Consider the following 18,327-nt stretch of genomic DNA (forward strand, 5'->3'; position numbering starts at 1 on the left):
AGCACTTCCTGTCCATAGGGCGAGCGTCACAATCAATACGCGTTCGTGTGACGGAACCCGCGCCAGATAGTCGCCGCAACAATCCGCATATCCAGCGCGAACGACCAGTTACGCAAGTAATACAAGTCATGCTCGACACGGCCTTGCATCTTCTCGATCCGGTCCGTTTCGCCGCGAAAGCCGTTGACTTGCGCCCACCCTGTAATGCCGGGCTTGACCCGATAGCGATGCATGTAGCCACTCACGACTTTCCGATAGAGCTCGTCGTGTTCGATCGCGTGCGGCCGCGGCCCGACTACCGACATATCGCCGCTTAGCACGTTGAAGAACTGTGGCAACTCGTCGAGACTGGTACGCCGCAAAAAGGCGCCGACCCTGGTGATGCGCGAATCACCGCGGCTGGCCTGACTGACGACACCCTGTTCTTCGCTGTGCACGTGCATCGTCCGGAACTTGTAGATCTGGAAGACCTTTCCGTCGGCGCCCTTGCGCCGTTGCCGGAAGATCACCGGCCCTGGTGACGAAAACTTGACCGCCGCGGCGATACCAATCAGCAGAGGCGCGAGGGCGAACAGTGCGGTGGCCGCGAAGACGCGATCGAAGATCTCCTTCTTGCCAAGCGCGTGCGACGACAACGGCGACGCAACGAGGTTGATCGCGGGCACGCCGATGAGATCGATCATCCCGCTATCGAACAAGGCGAGACCGCTGACGTCAGGCATGAAGCGGATGTTCACGAGATCGTCGCGGAACTCCTGCACGACCTGCAAAATCGTGCGTTCCTCCGACAGCGGGAGCGTCAGCCACAGTTCCTGCACGCCCTCAGAGCGAACATGGCGCGCGAATTTCGCCAGATCGTCGAACACGGGCATGCCAAGGCTGGCAAGACCGGTTTCGGGGAAAATGTCGTAGGCGGCGGAAGCGCGGAAGCCACTTGCTGGGGCAGCTTCGATATTGCGCACCATGCGTTGGCAATGCGCCCCCTGCCCGACGACCGCGACCCTGCGCAGGTTCAGACCGGCCTGGCGAACGCGCCCCAGCGCGGCGTGCACCGTCAGCCGCGAGACGATCAACGCGCCACCGGTCAAACCCGTCCAGTAAGCGAACCACAAACGTGAGATCAGATCGGTTCGGTGCAATGAAAACATCAGTACCAACGCGCACGCCTGGACGACCACCCACGCGAGTGAGATCTGGCCGGCGAGGCGCAGCATGGAGCGCCCACGCCACGACTGGTAGATACCAAAGACGGGAAACAGGGAGATCGCCAGCGCGGTAGCAAACGCGACGAAAGCGGCATCCGTGTGATGCTGCAACAGATCGTCATAGCGAATCTGCGCTGCTGTTATCGCTCCGCCAACGATCAGCGCGATATCCAGCGCACGTGCAACGAGGCCCTGAAGCCCGTGCATCTTTCGCGTTTCTTGTGCGAGGGTTGCTACGTTCATCATTTTTGCTCGGCCCTCAGGATCACCTTGACGTTTGCGGATAGCATCAGGCACGCGTTACAGAACGCGGGATAGATCCGGCGTGCGGCATTCTGTTCATGTTGCATCTGTCCATGCATGGTTAGTTATCCTCTATTAGTGGGTTTGCGATCCCCCCGGATCGATCGATAACCCCACATCAGCCCATCTTTCGCAAGGCAATACTTTCCCTGCACGCGTTAAACGCGCGCCTTAGGACATTCCGCTTCGTAGCACACAGTCACAGCTTGCCGACTGCGTCCGGCATCAAACCTTCACGTCTCTATGCCCAAGGGGAAGCCAGCCTCACCGGGCTACCTCGCCGGTTGCACTGGAACGGCACGATCCGAACGAACGCCGGAACCACACCGCATGCTTGAAAACCGACCGGTTTACCCCCGGACCTGGTCGGTCGTTTGAAACTGATACTCAATGACACCCTTACTATTTTTGTCTATCACTTTGTGCGCTGCGCCATCCTTAAAGCAGCAACTATGCCAACGAGTATTTCGCGGTACGTTGTCGCTAGGGCTTACCACCGACGTACGTCAGACGGGGCTTGGCGCCCATGTTTCGAAAAGCTCGTCAACCCAATCAACCATTGCGCGCCGTGCAGCAACGTCACCGTTACGTAACGCGGCACGTAACGACCCGTGTGGCGAATCCATTCTCTAAAGTGAAGAGACCGGCGGCATCAACTCAGACAGCGCCCGCACCGGCCTCGGCCAATGGGCACCCCGAGCCATAATACGAGGCCATTGACGCAGCCAGCGCGCCTGCTCTTCAGTCTCGACACCGTCCACTACCACGCGTATATCCAGCGACTCCAGCAGCGCTAGCAGGCCTTCAACGACCTTGCACGAACGCGTGTCGTTCGGCACCGTTGCCACCAGCTCTCGCGCCAGCTTCACGGTGTCGATATCGAGCGCACCCAGGCTCGCCAGTGATGCCCGTCCCGCGCCAAAGTCGCCATACGAGATCCCCACTCCCAGATCCCTGAGGTCCGCCGTGAGCGCCCGAATCGAAAGGACACGGGCCGCGTCCTCACTTTCCGGGAATTCGAGCTCAAGCAGATTCGGTGCGACGTCATAGAACAGCGCGATGTCGCGGATGTCCTCCGCAAAGCGCTCATGCACTGCCGCCGACGCCTGGACGTCAATCGAAACCGGGCAAGGCGTCAGTCCCTGGCTAAGGCAGACACCAAGCTCACGACAAGCGCGCGCAATCATGAAGCAACTCATCTCATACGCGACGTCGGACTGCTCGAGCTGCGGCATGAATACGCCAGGGAGCAGCAGCCCATAATCCGGATGCATCCATCGCACTTGCGCCTCGACATGCGACAGCTGTCCGGTGCCGACCTGGTAGGCGCCGCGAAACATCAAGTAAAACTCGTCGGCGCGCAGTCCCTGCGAGATGCGCTTCGCCAGACCATCGTGTACGTGTACGTCGTTCATCTGATTTTTCTGTTGCCCCGTGACGCCGGTCGCATAGACGGAAGGGCGCCGATGCGCAGACGGATCGTTGATTTGAACAAGGTGCATGACGCGTGATCGCTAAGAATGCTAACCAGACGACCGATTGCACATTGCGTGCCAACGCCAGGTCGAAGCGAATGGAGAACCGATCAAGGCTCGGCAAAGCCTTTGCAAAACATGGCTTTACCTTGCGAGCTCGACGTGGCATCGAGTGCACATAAAGCTCAGGGAGAGGCTGTCATGGCCGTGTTGTTACGTCGGCCACGTTACGGTGTTACGGCCAGGCGGCGCGAACACGTACACGCGGCGCTAGCCGTCGGAAGGCCGCTGGATCGAGCAGAAATATCTCGGGAGAATCAGCCGCAGCCGCGCTGCCGCTTGCACAGAAGCTCAACGGCGCGCTGCAATTCACCTGAGCGGCGCCACGCGATGTACTTCGCGTAGCAGGTCTGTTGCGGCGGAAAGTTCGCCGGCAACCGATGCCACTTTTCTCCGGTTTGTTGAATCCAGAGAATGGCATTCAAAATATCGCGCGCAGCGCGACGCGGTCTCCCACGTGGCGACGGGGATTCACGAAATAGATGCTCGACGTGCATCCAGTCGTCATCGGACAAAGGAATTTCAATCACGGGATTCTACGAATGGCTAGGGGATAACGCAGACTGACCTTTCCTATAGATATCGCAGCCAGATTTCTAAAGCCAGTAAAAATCGAATATCGACCCGCGTGCTGGGGTCAAGAAGCTTTCTTTGCTTACGAGATCTCGCCACGCTCGAAGGCGAGCCAGATAGTGAAACGTTTTCGTGCTGGCTTCCTCGCGCAGGTGCATTGGGACAGACTCCGACCTCGCCTGATTTAATCCTTCGCACTACATATTTTTTTCAATGGCATGAGCTCACGCGCGCGGTGTATCTTTGACTTTAGCAAGCGAACCGTCGTGTCGCCCTCTCTGCGCGAAAGCGGTGTTCGACTTCGAGTCGCGGCTCGTCGGAAAGCCCACTGCCAGACGAACCGTCGTGATGGTGCGCAGGTAATCCGGCGAACCGGTTCGATTCGTTAACTCACAGCCTTCAAATGGGGAATGGGTATTTTTTACCGTGAAATGTCACAAAGAAGTAAATTATACGAATCTTTTAGAGAATGGGTCAGGAGGAGTTGCATTGCAGCGACGCAACGCCCAATGCCAAGACGCGTTGGCCCACGATAACCACCCGCGGGCCACGTTGAGGAGACTCATTTACATAACGAAAACGCTTCACGGGCGGCAATGTCGCCATTGCCGTAGATTCCCACCACCGTGCAGTCCGCCGCCACGCATTCATACGTGCTGTCCTGGAACGTCAGGACGTAGTGCCGATAGCCTTCTTGCGCGGCCGCCGGCCCCCACGAATCGGCCACCAGCGACGAGTTCACGATTTCATGCGCGCAATAGCCGCGTAGGCCCTGCGCGGACAACGGATGAGCGTACAGCCCTTCGTCGTTGGGTGGCCCGAACTGATGAAACGCCGCCGCCGAAAACTCCACCGCGCAGAACGGATCGTCATCTTCATCGAACGGACCGAAGCGCTCGAAATCCGTCGCGGCAATCCGATAGGCAATCACCACACGTCGTTCATTTGCGACGACAAACGGTTCCGGGGTATCGGCGGCGGGGCTAGGCACGTCGTCCAGCAGGACGACCTGGTCCTGCTGGTAAGAATCGAGGGGGCTGGTCATCGGCTTCGCTTTACTCCTGTACGCAGTCGCTTGTGAATGGGTCGCACTATGCCACGGGCGCCCCGGCGACGGCTACCGTCACATCCGCCTCGCGTCTGCTGCACGCCGGCCGCATGGGCATTTCACGCCAGTTTCAACCAATCCGCAACCCGCCATGGCGGCTGCACAGCCTTGCCTCCCCTTCTCTCGAAATTGATTGACTTCCCAAAATTACCCCGTACAATGAGTTTTTGTTGCACTGCAACAAACCACTTTCAGCCCTTGCGGCGCGCGGATTTTGTTCACTTAGAGCCGTCTCGCACTCGCCGCCTTACCCTTTGGAGCAGTGATGAGCACGCTTACCCCCCAACAATTGATCGCCGCACAGCAAGCCAGCCTGCAATCGTTTTTCGGCTTCACGAACCTGGCGTTCGCAAGCTTCGAGAAGCTGGTCGCACTGAATCTGCAAGTCGGCAAAGCATCGCTCGCCGAAACGCAGGAAATCGCAGCCAAGGCTCTCTCGGTGAAAGATCCGAGCGAACTGGTCGCGCTGTCGGCCAGCCTGTCGCAACCGGCATCGGAAAAGGCAGCTGCATACGGCCGCCATGTGCATGAAATCCTGTCGGGCGCCCAAGCCGAATTCTCGAGCGCCGCTACTGCACAGTTTCAGAAAGCCCAGAAAGACGCACAAGGCTTTATCGAAAGCCTGGCAAAAAATGCACCGGCCGGCAGCGAAGGCGCGGTAGCAGCATGGAACTCGGCATTTTCGGCTGCCAACGCTACGTACGAATCGGCTAGCAAGGCTGCCAAGCAATTCGTGGCAACCGTTTCGGCCGGCGCATAAAGCAAAGCGTCAGACGCAAACGAAATGTTTCGGTCGCTGCCCACGGGCGGCGAACCGTTGCAAAAAGCGAACTTCGGTTCGCTTTTTTTATTGTGCGAGCGTGCTGGAGCGGTTGGCGTGAGATTGACGATGAAGTCGCGGCAGCCCGCTCATGCCGGCGCAAAGATCACGGCCTGCCGGTCCTCGATATAGCGGTGCGTCCGCGTGAAGCGATAAACCTGGCCATCAGCGGTGATCCGGTTCAATCCCGGTTCGGTCAAAGCAAGCATCTCATCCGCGAGGTGGGCCGCGACCGCGTCGCTGCTCGATAACGCATCCAGCGAGTTGGCCGGGTCGCCGATGTACACCGAGCGATGACCCTCGCCATAGCGCATCACGACCACGGATTGACCGGCATCGAGCGCCAGTTCGAGGTAGTTGGCAAGCTCCCGCAACGACGCGGGTGTGCTTGTTCGCATCGTGTAGGCTGAACCGGTTGCTGTTGTCATCGCACCGTTCCCCCGTCAAATGTGCGAGTCAGGAAACGGCAGACCCGTTTCTTCTGTCGACCCGGCACACTTCTACTATAAGCAATCGGAGCGCAACGGCAGCGCTCTTTTTGAAGCGGGCGACAAACTAAACTGTGCGCGACTCAGAAGCGCAGGCCGTTCAGGAATTGAAACCACAGCCCGCCGAGCGTACTCCCGCTCGTGGCCGTGGCACTGTCACTCCGTGCCGAGGCGTGGTCCGCAGCCTGGGCCGACTTGTCGTTATTAGTCACCGGTCCGGGGGACACGTTTTTTTGCTGACGTGACGCATGCAGCGCCAGCACGCTGTCTGCAATCTGGCCAGCGCGGCTGGCCTCGCACTGCTGCCCGAGCAGCACGCCGAACACCACATCGCGGTTGTAGCCTTCGTCCGCAAAACGCATCGCGAGCGCCAACAACTTCGCGTACGCCGCCTGTTCGGCTGCGCGAGCCGCTTCTTCCCGCTCGGCGCGTTCCCGCTCCATGCGCTGAACGCGGGCTTCCCATGAACGCATCTTCTGGGCGAAGACGTCGTCGTAGATTTTGCGTTGCGCTGGATCGGACAGAATGTTGTACGCGTCCTTGATATCCAGAAACGCCGCGCGTGCCGTCTCTTCGGAACCGGCGTTGCGATCCGGATGCCAGCGCATGGCTGCCTTCCGGTAGGCGCGCTTGATCTCGTCTTCAGTCGCGCTCGGCTGAACGCCGAGCTTCTCGTATAGTGTTGCCATTGCTCGCCCAACCCTCCGTCACATCGCGACCCATCGTAGCATGCGCAAAATGCCTTCCGCGTGACATTGCACGGGCCCGTTTTTGGCGAGTTACTTTCGACCTCGCCGGCAAGTCCGGCTATTTCATCATCAATGATCTGAGCGGAGAAACAGCATGACGCAAGGCCCCACCTTCTGGATGATCCCGGACGCGCCGACACCCGTGGCCCCGTTTTCACACGCAGCCGAATCTGATGGATGGGTATTCGTGACGGGACAGATGCCCACTTCACCCACCGACGACGCAGCCCCGCTACCCGAGGGGGTCGTCGCGCAGACACAGCGCGTGATGGACAATCTGAAGATTGTGCTGAAAGGCCTTGGACTGGGACTCGAACACGTGCTGAACGCACGCATTTTCCTGACGGAATTCAAGCGTGACTACGCGGCGATGAACGACGCATACCGGGCGTACTTTCCGCCCGGCGCCCTGCCCGCACGAACCTGTATCGGCGTCACAGGCCTGGCGCGCGATGCACTCGTGGAAATCGACTTCATCGCGCGACGGCCTGGTTAAAGACGGCCGCGGCGCGATAGATCGAACGAAAGCACGAAGGCGTGCCTTAAAACCGGTACGTCACGCCGACCTTCACGATCGGATAGAAACGATAACGGTCTACAGTGTTCTGCAGCGATTGCTTCTCGGCGTCGACGTTCGCCTGACCCGCTTCGGCCACGATATCGGCGGGCACATCGAAGTCCAGATGCGGCTTGCCATAGGCAACGCCCGCGTCGAAGAACATCGAAAAGCCTTTGGTGGCGAGCGGCGAATGGCCGAAGCCGATGCCAAGGTACGGACGCACGGCCGGGTAGGTGGCCTTCGCGTGAATGCTTTGACCCAGCGTCGAATAGGCGACGCCATTGATGGTGTAGGTACCGGACGGGCTGGTTGCGGTCGCATTCACATGATCGTCGCCAATCAGCAAGCCGGCGGTAAGGCGAAACGGCACGACGCTGGGCATCGGGAAGAAGTCGCCATAAAGGCCGGCATGGATGAGCGTCGCCGTTCCGTCGTAGTGCAGGTCGCCTGAGTTGAAGCTATGCGAGAAACTGACACCGTTGACTTCAGCCCGCACGTTGGCGAGTGAGCCGAGCGGGTGACCGTAGCCAATACCGGCGCCTTCGGTGCCGATCTGCCCGTACACTTCATCCGCCATCGCGAGCGGTCCATAGACGGCGGTAAGGCCTGCAAACAGAGCGACAACCAAGCGTTTCATCGTACAAGTTCCTGTGGCGTTTTATTAGACGTGGCGAGAGGACCGAGGCGGGTAGATCTACCCAGGGGACAAGGCCACATGCGTGACGCATACGGCCCGCAAACTCGTTTACGACGCGCGCACAGGAATCTTGAGGTTCAGGTTCGAAGAAGCTTGATGGGTGACACGGGAAGGCGCCGCCTGGCGCTCCCTTCAGCGCAGCGACGCCTCGTCGAGGCCGAAGTGGCTGCGCAGACCTTCATGCAACGCCAGGGCGAGACTGGCCATCTGCTCGCTCCACGGGTCTTGCTTGCGACACAGATCCTGGAGCTCACGACATTGCGTCGCGAACTGTGGTTCGCCCACGATCAGGAAACCGCCCGCGGCACTATGCGCCCAGTCGCGCAGCGCCAGGCGGTTATGGCTCTCGACGATGGCCAACAGCTTGGGCAAATCGGTCTCGAGATGTTCCTTAAGCATGGTGACATAACGCGCTTTGGTCTGCGCGTCGAACTCGGGCGTGGGCTTGAGCGGCACCTGCGGCGCGGCGTCCGAGGCAATCGCCGGTTCGCGGGCTACCGCCGGCTCTACCGCCTCATCTGCGTTCATACCCAACACGTCGAGCGCCGCTTCCAGCTCTCCAAGCGACGTGGGCTTGGGAATGTAACCGGTGAAGCCGCGCTCATCCCATTCGTCAGTTTGCTGCGTGTCGGTAACCGCGCTGAACGCGAACACCGGCAACCCGGGATGATCCCGTCGCAGCGCCACCAGCAGTTCATAACCGTCCATGACCGGCATGTGAATATCGGTCAATACGACGTCAACTTCCGTATGCTCGAGTATCGCGAGCGCCTGGCGGCCATCGCCGGCAAGAATCGGCTCGCATCCCAGCGTCTGCAACTGTTCGACAATCAAGGACTGGTTCAGCGGATTATCCTCGGCGACCAGCACCACCAGACCCAGCAATGTGGGCTGGGGAGCTGCTGAAGGCGCAACGGTCTTCATTGTTTCCCGAGTGGATGCCGGAGCAACGGGTAGAGCGCCGACGCGCCCTGCGCCGTCTTGCGCGCCTGTTGCGGCAAGATCCGCCGCCGCGACAATCGCTGTATGACTGAACTCGCTCACTTCGAGTACTCCCTCGCTGCGCCACGTTGGACGATCAGGTCCACCGCGTGTGATCCACACGGCGTTCACTGGCCGCACCGCGCGCAACGTTGCGATTACGTCGAGTTCATACTCGCCGGTCACCACCAGCACCTCGGGCCGGTTAGTCTGTAACCACTCCTGCGCGGAGCGCGCCGAAGTAACACTGCAGCAGAACCATCCGCAAAGCCCGAGCCACTCGCCGATGAGCTGACCCGACACCGTCTCCTGACACAACACCAGCAAGCTGCCGCGACTCGCAGGCAGGGGCTGCGCGACACGCTCTTCGTCGGATGGAACCGCCATGGGAATCGAGATGCTGAAAGCGCTCCCCACCCCCTTCACGCTTTCGACGGAGATATGTCCGCCCATCAATTCACACAGGCTCGCGCAGATCGACAAGCCGAGTCCCGTCCCACCATACCGGCTGGACGTCGTCGCTTCGCCCTGCACAAACGGGTGAAAAATACGCGACACCATCGGCGGGTCCATACCGATCCCCGAGTCGCAAACCCGGCAACTGAGAATGCGGCGGCCCTGCGTATCGATCAGCACCTCGGCGCCGAGCATGATCTTGCCGGCAGAGGTGAATTTGAAGGCGTTGCTCAACAGGTTGTTGACGATCTGCGCAATGCGGGTCCGGTCACCGCGCAAAGTCTGGATGAGCGTCGGAGAAAGGTGGGAGTAGAAACGAATCGGCCGCCCCGGCGCCATCGGCGCATACGACAGCGCGAGATTTTCGAAGTCGTCGATGGGCCGGAAAGACTCCGTGACCAGCTTCATTTCGCCCGCGTCGATCTTTGAAAAGTCGAGGATATCGTTAACGATGCGGCGCAGCGCGTCGGCCGCGACGCCAAGCGTACGCACGCGCTGCTCGTGCGCCTCCAGACCCGGCGTGCGCACGAACAACTCCAGGTTGCCAAGCAATGCGTTCAGCGGTGTGCGAATCTCATGGCTCATCGACGCAAAGAAATTGGACCGCTCGCGCATCGCCGCTTCGGTGGCGCGCTGCGCGGTGCGCAGTTGCGCCTCGAGCGCATGCTGCGAAGTGATATCGAGGATGGCGCAGAACAGCACGTCTTCACCCGCATAGCGGGCCGGCGCGCAGGTGAACTGCAGAACCTGTGCGCCCGCGCCGTCAATTTCGTCGGGTTGAAGCGGCGCGGCAAACACGACCGTCTGCGCCTCGTCGGCAGCGGGCAACGCGGCCCGGAAGGCCGCGACGATATGCGTGGGCAGCGTATTCGCAGATGGCTCATGCTGGAGCCATTGTGCAGCGAGCGCGTTGCCGCTGAGAATCGAATAGTCGCGTTGCCGGACGATGCACAGGCCAATCGGCGTGGCGCTCACGAGAACATGGTTGATGGCCTCGTTCTCCAGCGCGCGCGTGGCTTCATCGTAAGCAGTGCGCAGCAGGCGCAGTCCCCAAAAATGCGCGGTCAAGGCGATGCCGACCAGCAAAAGCAGCGCGCCACACGCGATCGCCGCGAATTGCCAGCCGAGGATCGCCGCCAACCCGCTCCAGGGAAGATAGGCGATCACCAGACCGAAGCCGGACAGCAGCGGCTCGCGCAGAATCGCGCCGTGGAGCGTGTAGCGATACGTATCGTTCGCCATCTGCGCAGCGTTCGTCTGCAACATGTGCCCGGTTTCCACAGAGACCGGACGTGAGGAAACGACGATGCGCCGATCGTCGGTCAGCAGCATCAGGGTGCCCCTCGGGAAGCGACGCGAGAGATGCTCCACGAGCGCATCGACGGGAATGCTCATGGTCACGAGCATCGTGGGTGTATCGCCCTCGTAGTAGGCGCTGAGCGCGGTCATGACCGGCACGCCCAACTCTGTGTCCACATATGGACCCACCCATACGCGCTGGTCTCTAGCAGGCACGCGCCGGCCGGTCTGCTCCTGCAGCTGTTGCAGGAGCCTGGCGCGGATTAGCGGAACGTCGGACGGCTGCAGCGGCCGCGCGCGGCCGCCTTCCCGACCCTCTACCGACGGCGTGATCACCGCATAGTCGTCAGTCAGCCCGATCAGCATCGCGCGATGATTCAGCTCGAAGGCCCGCTGCGTGGAAAGTGTGGACTGACCCGCTTCATATAGACGCCAGAGCTTGTCGCTGAGCGACGCGCTCCATGCGTCACGCACGGCCTGCGACACGAGCAGATCGAAGTGCGATCCATCCGTGCCTGCATCGCCGCGCGCCACGCCGGTTTGCCGGATCGAAGCCTCGACGCCGGCGGGGAGGCTGCGCACATCGCCAGTCTGTTGGTAGTACTGGATAGTCAGTTCGGTGCGCCGCAGGAATGAAACCTCGCCATGCAACAGCAGCGAGATTTCGGCGACGTATTGGGTGATGAGACCGCGGCGATAGTCGAGCTGCTTGCCGGCGGCCAGCACGGCAGCCAGCGCCGCGGAGACCGCCACGATGACCATCAGCGTAAGTACCGCCGCGAGGTAGTGGTAGCGCTGACGCTGTGCGTTCTTTGCCAGCGAAGCAAAAGCTTCGGCGAGCGACGCATGGGTACGGTCGAGGGTCTTCAGCATCGGGTCACGTCGTTCGCGTCGTTCGCACAGACGGGCTACCGGCGATAACGTTTGCAAGCAGCCGTGTCTGCGGCCATACCGCACTATCCGGCGCAGTGTAGCGCGTTCGACGCATCCGGCAAACGTCGTGTAGTCGGCATAGCGAAACAAACCGCCGGGCACCGTAGCGCCGGATACCGTTTAGTCTGATAGATCGGCGTTACTCCCACCTCGACAAAGGGTTCGGCGCGGATCAGCATAGGTCCGTCAGCGCCCTGGTTGTGCGGGGTGGTTGACCCATGTAAAACGGCGTTTTAGCGGCCCGTCCCTCTTCGGACGGGCTATTTTTTGTTGCCGGGCAGATGCCGGTCGCCGCACTTCAACGCACGTCGCGAACGTCGTGCACGCCACACTGCGTTAGAAGGCGTCGTCGGCGTCCAGCAGTTCGAGCTGCCGGGGGAGTTTCGATGCCGGCCGCTCGAGCGCGAGCAAAGCCGCTTTGCGTTCAAGTCCGCCAGCATATCCGGTGAGCTCGCCCGCGTTCGATATCACGCGATGGCACGGCACGATGATCGACACCGGATTGCGTCCGTTCGCGGCTCCCACTGCGCGTGCACTGCCGATCGGGAGACCGAGCCGCTGCGCGAGCCGCCCATAACTCTCGATCTCGCCAAACGGAATCTTGACGAGTTCGCTCCAGACACTTCGTTGGAATGGCGAACCGGCCATCTGCAGGCGCACGGTGAACTGTTGCCGCTCGCCAGCAAAGTATTCGGCGAGTTGCTCCGCGCTTTCCGCTAATACGCGCGGCGGCTTGCCCATAGATACACCCGTGAATGTATCGGCGTCGCGACCGGTCGCCGTGCCGCTTGCGGTGTCGACGGCGTCCGGCGGGAAGTACTTTTGGCCGACGAAGTACACGCCCGTGAGCGCATCGTCCTCGGCGCGTAGCCACATCGGGCCGAGCAGGCTCTGAATCGTCAAGTAGTGTTTCATGCAGCGTTCACGTAGAAACGGCAATTTGCGAATCCCGACGATCGCACGGGACGCAACGGGCGGCAATAAATACCTGCCGAGGCCACCACCAGAGAGAAGCCGCCGTCAAAGCATGGGGCGGCGCCCGAGGGCGTCGGCTTACAGCAGATTTCACGGTTCAGATTCATAGCATCAATGTAGCGCATTGCCTCGCGTGCTGGTCAACGGCTGCGCGGGGTGGATCGTTTACAGCACAGGTGCCTGCCCACGGGCGGCGGAGCCGCGCGCCGCTCATTCGCGATACCAAGCCCTAACCCGGCTACGCGTCAGGGCCATGACAATCGGGTGGAACGGTTGCACCGCAGCGGGGCACGAAAAATGCATCCGGCGACACAATGAGTCGCGTTAAACTGGCTGACACGACATCCTCGCATCGCGCATAGCAAAGCGCAGCGCGGGTTTCGGCAGTTTGTGGGATGCTATGGGTTTGGCGGTGTGCGGCACATGGTGCACCAGGCTGCCCGTACAATGGCTTGATAAACAACGGAACGAGGACAACTTCGATGCGCACTACCGGGTCTTCCGGGTCAATGGCCCTGCTCACCGAATTCGACGACGCGACGGCGCGCGAACTTCGCTCACTGCGCCTCGAGTCGACAGAAGACGGCAAGGGTATTCTTCTGATCGAAGTGGACGAGCGCAAGCCGGGCATCCACCGCGAAGTGCGTTATGAAATCACGCCGGCGGAACTGATTGCGGCAATTCGCGCGCACGGCGCCGAATTGCCGGGTGAACAACACAATCACCGGACGTAAAACGGAGGTGGCAGCGGTACGGGTGCACGCGAACGCCGTTCACCCACCGCCCAGCCCGCTTGAGAAATTCAGCGTTGAATGACCAGCAACAAACGGCCGTCCGGAGCCTCGGCCCAACCGCGCTCCGCGCCTGCCGTGCCTGACCCGGCAAAGCTTCTCCCGCTTCATCCGCGCCCCACATTACCGGACGCTTGCACGTCTCGGAAATGCGTCCATAATCCTTAAGTTACTTCTTCGCTTCCCGCCGGAAACGGTCGCGGAAGTAAGCCGATGCTACATGACCTCGTGGAGCAGTACGGGCCTGCTCTCGTCTTCGCTAATGTGCTCGCCGCATCGCTAGGGTTGCCCGTGCCCGCGATGCCCTGTCTCGTCCTGTTCGGCGCGATGGCGGCCATGCATCCGGCCACCGTCGGCACGCAGCTCGCGTCGGTGCTGATCCTCGCCATTTTCGCCACGCTGATCGGCGACAGCGCGTGGTACCTCGCCGGCCGCATTTACGGCGGCAACACATTGAAGACGCTGTGCAAGCTGTCTCTCTCGCGCGACACCTGTGTCAAGAAGACCGAGCGCTTCTTCGGCCGCTGGGGCGTGCGCGTGCTGGCCGTGGCGAAGTTCGTGCCGGGCCTGTCGATCGTCTCCATCCCGATGGCCGGTGCGATGGGCACCACGTATCGCACCTTTCTGACTTACGACAGCATCGGCGCCGCGCTCTGGTCTGGAACGGGTCTCATCATAGGCGCCCTGTTCGCGCAGCAAATCGACATGCTGATGGCGGGCGCCGGCCGCCTGGGCAAGATGGCGGGCGTGGTAATCGCCGCATTGCTGCTGCTTTACGCCACCTACCGGTGGATCCGGCGGCGCCAGCTCATCCGCAAACTGGCTACCGCGCGCATGGAGATAGATGAGCTGGGCAACCTGATCGCATCCGGCCAACCGCCGGTGCTGTTCGACATCCGTTCGCGCGAGAAGCGCAAGCTGGATCCGTTTGTGATCCCGGGCACCCAGTTTGCCGACGAGCGCCAGCTCAACGAGATCATCGCGAAGTATCCGCCGAACCAGAAACTCGTCATCTACTGTTCCTGCCCGAATGAGATTTCGGCGGCGTGGATGGCCAAACAACTCAACGAAGCAGGCTTCGCCGACGTGCTGCCGCTGCGCGGCGGTCTCGACGCGTGGCGCGACGCGGGACGGCAACTCGAGCCACTGGAAGAGGAGCCGATGGACGAAGTGCATCCCGGCGTAGCGCCGGCGGTGTAGCACGTCCGGTTCTCCAGCAGTTCGTCTGTCGCCTGCGCTGCCTCGCTGTACCCCATGCTGGATCAAACGACAGAAGGAGTGGTTTGATGGTTGAGATTCAAGAAGCCGAAGGACAACAAGCTGTGGTCGCCGACGCGCCGTTCTCTTCGTTGGCGACACGCGAACATCAGATGTTCCCCGAACTGACGTGGGAAGAAATCAAGCGGCTGAGCAAATTCGGCGAGGTGCAGCACTGGGAACCCGGTCAACTGCTGTTCGAAACCGGTCGTGTCGGACCGGGCATGTTTGTCACGCTCACGGGACGCGTCAAGCTTTTCCAACGCGATGGCCTCGGCCGTGAGCGCCTCGTCTCCGAACGTGGTCCGAAGCAGTTCCTCGCCGAAGTGGGTCAGTTGTCGGGACGCGTCTGCCTCGTCAGCGGCGTGGCATTGGAACCCGTAGATGCCTTGCTGATTCCACCTATCAAACTCCGCGCGTTGATCGTCGCGGAAGCGGAGCTTGGCGAGCGCATCATGCGTGCGCTGATCCTGCGGCGTGTCTCGCTGATCGAAAAGGGCGCTGGCGGCCCGATCCTGATCGGCAAGAGCAACGACTCGCGGCTCGTCTCGCTGCAGGGCTTCTTGTCGCGCAACGGTCATCCGCATTCGGTACTCGACGAACGTGATGAGGAGGCGCTCGGCCTGATCGAGCAGTTCGGTGCAAAGCCTGAAGACCTGCCACTGGTGATCTGCCCGGACGGTACCGTGCTGCGTCATCCGAGCGATCCTCACCTTGCAACCTGCCTCGGCATGCTGCCCGAACTCGACGCTTCACTGATCTACGACGTTGCCATCGTCGGCGCAGGACCGGCAGGACTCGCCACGGCCGTTTATGCGGCTTCGGAAGGCCTCTCGGTGATCGTGCTCGACAGCCGCGCGCCGGGCGGCCAGGCGGGCGCCAGTTCGCGCATCGAAAACTATCTCGGCTTCCCGACCGGCATCAGCGGTCAGGCGCTGGCCGGACGCGCGTTTGTGCAGGCGCAGAAGTTCGGCGCGCACGTCGCCATTCCGGTCAGGGTCAAAGCCCTGCATTGCGAGGAGTCGCCGCACCGGCTCGAGCTCAAGTGCGGTGGCAGCGTGAAGGCGCGCACCATCGTGATTGCCAGCGGCGCGGTGTACCGTCGGCCGGCTATCGAAGGTCTCGAGCGTTTTGACGGCAAGGGCGTCTACTACTGGGCGTCGCCGGTTGAAGCCAAGCTGTGCAAGCGCGAGGAAATCGTGCTGGTGGGCGGCGGCAATTCGGCCGGGCAGGCCATCGTCTATCTCGCCACGCATGCGGCGAAGGTGCACGTGTTGATTCGGCGCAGTGGTTTCGAAGCGACCATGTCGCGCTATCTGATCGACCGGATCCGCTCGCTGCCGAATGTGTTTGTGCATCCTCACACAGAGATCGGTCAGCTCGAAGCTGATGAGGCCGGCCTCGCATCGGTGGTGCTGAAGGAGCCGTTACCAGACGGCACGGATCGGTTCGACACACGTCATCTGTTCCTCTTCACCGGCGCGGATCCCAACACCGAATGGCTGCAAACCTGCGGCGTGCAGCTCGATCCCAAGGGCTTCGTGCTGACCGGTGAAAGAGGCCTGAACTCCACCTGCGATCTCGGCACCACGGTTGACGGCGTATTCGCGATCGGCGATGCACGCGCCGGCTCGACCAAACGCGTGGCAGCAGCAGTCGGTGAAGGGGCGGCTGTAGTGTCGCAGATCCATCAGATGCTGGCGGTGAGCGCAGAGGAGGCGGTGGCACTGGGAGCATGACGCACGACGCTTTCGCGCTAAAGTAGCGGCTATCCGGCTGGGCGACGCATCGTCGGTCAGCCTCACGCCGCTACTACGCCAGCGCGCCACTGCGCGGGCTCCATCCATTCAGCGATCGACCGCGTGAAGACTCTCCCGTTATCCGCCGCCCGCACCCTCCATCTGGCCGCGCAAGGTCTCTTGACCCCGCCGCGCCGCAAAGCCACCAAAGCTGACGTCATCGACGCGATTCGCCGCATGGCGCAGTTGCAGATCGACACGATTCACGTCGTCGCGCGCAGCCCTTACCTCGTCCTGTTCAGCCGCCTCGGTGCGTACACGCCGCAGTGGCTCGACGAGCATCTGGCCGAAGGCAAGCTGTTCGAATACTGGTCGCACGAGGCCTGTCTGTTGCCGATCGAAGACTACGGTCTGCTACGTCACCGCATGCTCGACCCGAGCGGGATGGGCTGGAAATACGCAGGCGAGTGGCACAAGCAGTACCGCAAGGAGATCGACCAGCTGCTCAAGCAGATCCGCGCGAATGGGCCGGTGCGTTCGGCAGATTTCGTCCGCGAGGCCGGTAAGAGTAACGGCTGGTGGGACTGGAAGCCGGAGAAGCGCCACCTCGAAGTGCTGTTTGCCATCGGCGAATTGATGGTGGCTGAGCGGCGCAATTTTCATCGCGTCTATGACCTGACCGAGCGGGTGCTGCCGGGCTGGAACGACAAACGCGATCTGCAACCGGCGGCGGCGGTCGAGCCGGAACTGTTGCGACGCAGTTGCCGGGCGTTAGGCGTGGCGCGCGCCGATTGGGTGGCTGACTACTACCGGCTGCCGCGTCGACCCTATGTCGAAGCCTTGCACGCGCTGGCCGATCAAGGAGAGCTGGTTCCGGTTCGCGTCGAAGGATGGAAGCAGGATACGTACGTGCATCAGGAGTTCGCGCCGCTGATCGACGATGCGGCGAGCGGCAAACTGACCTCGACGGTCACGACCCTGCTGTCGCCGTTCGATCCGGTGGTGTGGGATCGCAAGCGCGCCGCGGCGCTATTCGACTTCGACTATGTGATTGAGTGCTATACGCCCGCCGCCAAACGCAAATACGGCTACTTCGTGCTGCCGATTCTGAACCGCGGCAAGCTGATTGGCCGGGCCGATGCGAAGGCGCATCGCACGAGCGGCATCTTCGAGTTGAAGGCGCTTCATCTGGAACCGGGAGTACGCGTCAGCGGCCGTCTCGCCGCCGATCTCCGGCGCGCCATCCAGCGTTGCGCCGACTGGCATGGCACGCCGGAAGTGCAGATCACGTCGGCGCCGCCCGAGCTGCTCGAAGCGTTAGCAGCGCAGGAAAGTGTGGAAGCCTGAATCGACTGATCAATTTCAGTGATCGAGCTTGACCCGTAATTCGCGCGCCGTTTCCAGCAGGCCTTCATAGCCGGAACGGGCGTGCTCGGGCAAATCCGGGTCGCCCACCAGGGTGCCGAGCGTCTCGATCAGGCTGTACAGCAGACCTCTGGCTGCGCCCGATGCAATGCCGCCCGAACTCACCAACTGATCGACGTGGCTGACAGCTGCGTCAAGGTGTTCGAGATCAGGCCGTTCGCCCGCTTCCTGCTTTTGCGAAACATCACGCGTCATGATGGAGCGTCTCTCAGTTGTGGCGGTGGTGAATGAATCTCTAATGTTGTTATATACCGATCAGGATCGATCGTCCATCCGCCGCACGCCACTCCCGAACGTTCTCACCTTTACGCGTTGATGCATTGGCTTGAGTGCAATCGATTCCCGAAAAGACTCACCTCAAAGAGATGAGGGTGCGCGGTGCGGCTACTCAAGCCTCACCGTGGATCGCAGAGGAATCGGCGGGGAAGCGACGG

At 61.3% G+C, this 18,327-nt stretch carries 17 protein-coding genes; 6 read left to right on the plus strand and 11 right to left on the minus strand.

What is annotated here, in order from left to right; genetic code table 11:
* Positions 1-32 precede the first annotated feature (32 nt).
* From P3T24_RS11200 to P3T24_RS11215, 4 genes are all read right to left on the minus strand, one after another.
* On the minus strand, positions 33-1,412 hold the full coding sequence (locus tag P3T24_RS11200) for an undecaprenyl-phosphate glucose phosphotransferase (protein WP_429406462.1): 1,380 nt from the start codon (positions 1,410-1,412) through the stop codon (positions 33-35).
* 725 nt (positions 1,413-2,137) lie between these two features.
* Entirely contained in the window at positions 2,138-3,010 is an 873-nt protein-coding gene (locus tag P3T24_RS11205; protein WP_429434551.1) for an EAL domain-containing protein, read from the minus strand.
* Positions 3,011-3,300: 290 nt separating this feature from the next.
* Entirely contained in the window at positions 3,301-3,558 is a 258-nt protein-coding gene (locus P3T24_RS11210; protein WP_429289157.1) for a transposase, read from the minus strand.
* 620 nt (positions 3,559-4,178) lie between these two features.
* On the minus strand, positions 4,179-4,661 hold the full coding sequence (locus P3T24_RS11215; protein ID WP_429434554.1) for a hypothetical protein: 483 nt from the start codon (positions 4,659-4,661) through the stop codon (positions 4,179-4,181).
* A gap of 328 nt (positions 4,662-4,989) precedes the next feature.
* On the opposite strand from P3T24_RS11215, the gene phaP reads away from it, so the two are divergent.
* The gene (gene phaP / locus P3T24_RS11220) at positions 4,990-5,484 is read left to right on the plus strand and encodes a TIGR01841 family phasin (protein WP_429289159.1); all 495 of its coding nucleotides are present in this window, start codon (positions 4,990-4,992) and stop codon (positions 5,482-5,484) included.
* A gap of 149 nt (positions 5,485-5,633) precedes the next feature.
* Here the strand turns inward: phaP and P3T24_RS11225 are convergent, their stop codons facing one another.
* Together P3T24_RS11225 and P3T24_RS11230 are read right to left on the minus strand one after the other, a co-directional pair.
* Positions 5,634-5,972, minus strand: a complete 339-nt coding sequence (locus P3T24_RS11225; protein ID WP_074266694.1) for a hypothetical protein — start codon at positions 5,970-5,972, stop codon at positions 5,634-5,636.
* A 143-nt stretch (positions 5,973-6,115) separates the two neighbouring features.
* On the minus strand, positions 6,116-6,721 hold the full coding sequence (locus tag P3T24_RS11230) for a J domain-containing protein (protein ID WP_429289160.1): 606 nt from the start codon (positions 6,719-6,721) through the stop codon (positions 6,116-6,118).
* 154 nt (positions 6,722-6,875) lie between these two features.
* Between P3T24_RS11230 and P3T24_RS11235 the strand changes: the two genes are divergently transcribed.
* Positions 6,876-7,277: a RidA family protein gene (locus P3T24_RS11235; protein ID WP_074266696.1), complete on the plus strand. Its 402-nt coding sequence runs from the start codon at positions 6,876-6,878 to the stop codon at positions 7,275-7,277.
* Positions 7,278-7,323: 46 nt separating this feature from the next.
* Here P3T24_RS11235 and P3T24_RS11240 read toward each other — a convergent pair whose 3' ends face one another.
* The 4 genes from P3T24_RS11240 to P3T24_RS11255 form a co-directional block, all read right to left on the minus strand.
* Complete coding sequence (locus P3T24_RS11240) at positions 7,324-7,977, minus strand: hypothetical protein (protein ID WP_074266697.1); 654 nt, start codon at positions 7,975-7,977, stop codon at positions 7,324-7,326.
* Between the two features lie 192 nt (positions 7,978-8,169).
* The gene (locus P3T24_RS11245) at positions 8,170-11,646 is read right to left on the minus strand and encodes an ATP-binding protein (RefSeq protein ID WP_429434557.1); all 3,477 of its coding nucleotides are present in this window, start codon (positions 11,644-11,646) and stop codon (positions 8,170-8,172) included.
* Positions 11,647-12,042: 396 nt separating this feature from the next.
* Positions 12,043-12,621: a methylated-DNA--[protein]-cysteine S-methyltransferase gene (locus P3T24_RS11250; protein WP_429434560.1), complete on the minus strand. Its 579-nt coding sequence runs from the start codon at positions 12,619-12,621 to the stop codon at positions 12,043-12,045.
* Entirely contained in the window at positions 12,618-12,806 is a 189-nt protein-coding gene (locus P3T24_RS11255; protein ID WP_429434563.1) for an Ada metal-binding domain-containing protein, read from the minus strand. The genes P3T24_RS11250 and P3T24_RS11255 overlap by 4 nt, the downstream gene beginning before the upstream one ends.
* Positions 12,807-13,163: 357 nt before the next feature.
* Between P3T24_RS11255 and P3T24_RS11260 the strand changes: the two genes are divergently transcribed.
* The 4 genes from P3T24_RS11260 (at position 13,164) to P3T24_RS11275 (ending at position 17,815) form a co-directional block, all read left to right on the plus strand.
* Positions 13,164-13,415, plus strand: coding sequence for a hypothetical protein (locus tag P3T24_RS11260; protein WP_074266701.1), 252 nt, complete (start codon positions 13,164-13,166; stop codon positions 13,413-13,415).
* Between the two features lie 270 nt (positions 13,416-13,685).
* A complete protein-coding gene (locus tag P3T24_RS11265; protein ID WP_429405897.1) occupies positions 13,686-14,672 on the plus strand; it encodes a DedA family protein/thiosulfate sulfurtransferase GlpE in 987 nt (328 codons plus the stop codon).
* An 86-nt stretch (positions 14,673-14,758) separates the two neighbouring features.
* Positions 14,759-16,468, plus strand: coding sequence for an FAD-dependent oxidoreductase (locus P3T24_RS11270; RefSeq protein WP_074266703.1), 1,710 nt, complete (start codon positions 14,759-14,761; stop codon positions 16,466-16,468).
* Positions 16,469-16,591: 123 nt separating this feature from the next.
* On the plus strand, positions 16,592-17,815 hold the full coding sequence (locus tag P3T24_RS11275) for a winged helix-turn-helix domain-containing protein (protein ID WP_074266704.1): 1,224 nt from the start codon (positions 16,592-16,594) through the stop codon (positions 17,813-17,815).
* Positions 17,816-17,830: 15 nt separating this feature from the next.
* Here the strand turns inward: P3T24_RS11275 and P3T24_RS11280 are convergent, their stop codons facing one another.
* Entirely contained in the window at positions 17,831-18,088 is a 258-nt protein-coding gene (locus tag P3T24_RS11280; RefSeq protein WP_074266705.1) for a hypothetical protein, read from the minus strand.
* Positions 18,089-18,327: the final 239 nt, after the last annotated feature.

This window comes from Paraburkholderia sp. GAS33, assembly GCF_050436645.1.
Taxonomy (GTDB): domain Bacteria; phylum Pseudomonadota; class Gammaproteobacteria; order Burkholderiales; family Burkholderiaceae; genus Paraburkholderia; species Paraburkholderia phenazinium_B.

Bases quoted from the DNA above. Each gene is read 5' to 3' on its own strand.
- P3T24_RS11200 (WP_429406462.1), bottom strand. From the start codon at position 1,412: ATGCACGGGCTTCAGGGCCTCGTTGCACGTGCGCTGGATATCGCGCTG.
- P3T24_RS11205 (WP_429434551.1), bottom strand. From the start codon at position 3,010: ATGCACCTTGTTCAAATCAACGATCCGTCTGCGCATCGGCGCCCTTCC.
- P3T24_RS11215 (WP_429434554.1), bottom strand. From the start codon at position 4,661: ATGACCAGCCCCCTCGATTCTTACCAGCAGGACCAGGTCGTCCTGCTG.
- phaP (WP_429289159.1), top strand. From the start codon at position 4,990: ATGAGCACGCTTACCCCCCAACAATTGATCGCCGCACAGCAAGCCAGC.
- P3T24_RS11225 (WP_074266694.1), bottom strand. From the start codon at position 5,972: ATGACAACAGCAACCGGTTCAGCCTACACGATGCGAACAAGCACACCC.
- P3T24_RS11230 (WP_429289160.1), bottom strand. From the start codon at position 6,721: ATGGCAACACTATACGAGAAGCTCGGCGTTCAGCCGAGCGCGACTGAA.
- P3T24_RS11235 (WP_074266696.1), top strand. From the start codon at position 6,876: ATGACGCAAGGCCCCACCTTCTGGATGATCCCGGACGCGCCGACACCC.
- P3T24_RS11240 (WP_074266697.1), bottom strand. From the start codon at position 7,977: ATGAAACGCTTGGTTGTCGCTCTGTTTGCAGGCCTTACCGCCGTCTAT.
- P3T24_RS11245 (WP_429434557.1), bottom strand. From the start codon at position 11,646: ATGCTGAAGACCCTCGACCGTACCCATGCGTCGCTCGCCGAAGCTTTT.
- P3T24_RS11250 (WP_429434560.1), bottom strand. From the start codon at position 12,621: ATGAAACACTACTTGACGATTCAGAGCCTGCTCGGCCCGATGTGGCTA.
- P3T24_RS11255 (WP_429434563.1), bottom strand. From the start codon at position 12,806: ATGCGCTACATTGATGCTATGAATCTGAACCGTGAAATCTGCTGTAAG.
- P3T24_RS11260 (WP_074266701.1), top strand. From the start codon at position 13,164: ATGCGCACTACCGGGTCTTCCGGGTCAATGGCCCTGCTCACCGAATTC.
- P3T24_RS11265 (WP_429405897.1), top strand. From the start codon at position 13,686: ATGCTACATGACCTCGTGGAGCAGTACGGGCCTGCTCTCGTCTTCGCT.
- P3T24_RS11270 (WP_074266703.1), top strand. From the start codon at position 14,759: ATGGTTGAGATTCAAGAAGCCGAAGGACAACAAGCTGTGGTCGCCGAC.
- P3T24_RS11280 (WP_074266705.1), bottom strand. From the start codon at position 18,088: ATGACGCGTGATGTTTCGCAAAAGCAGGAAGCGGGCGAACGGCCTGAT.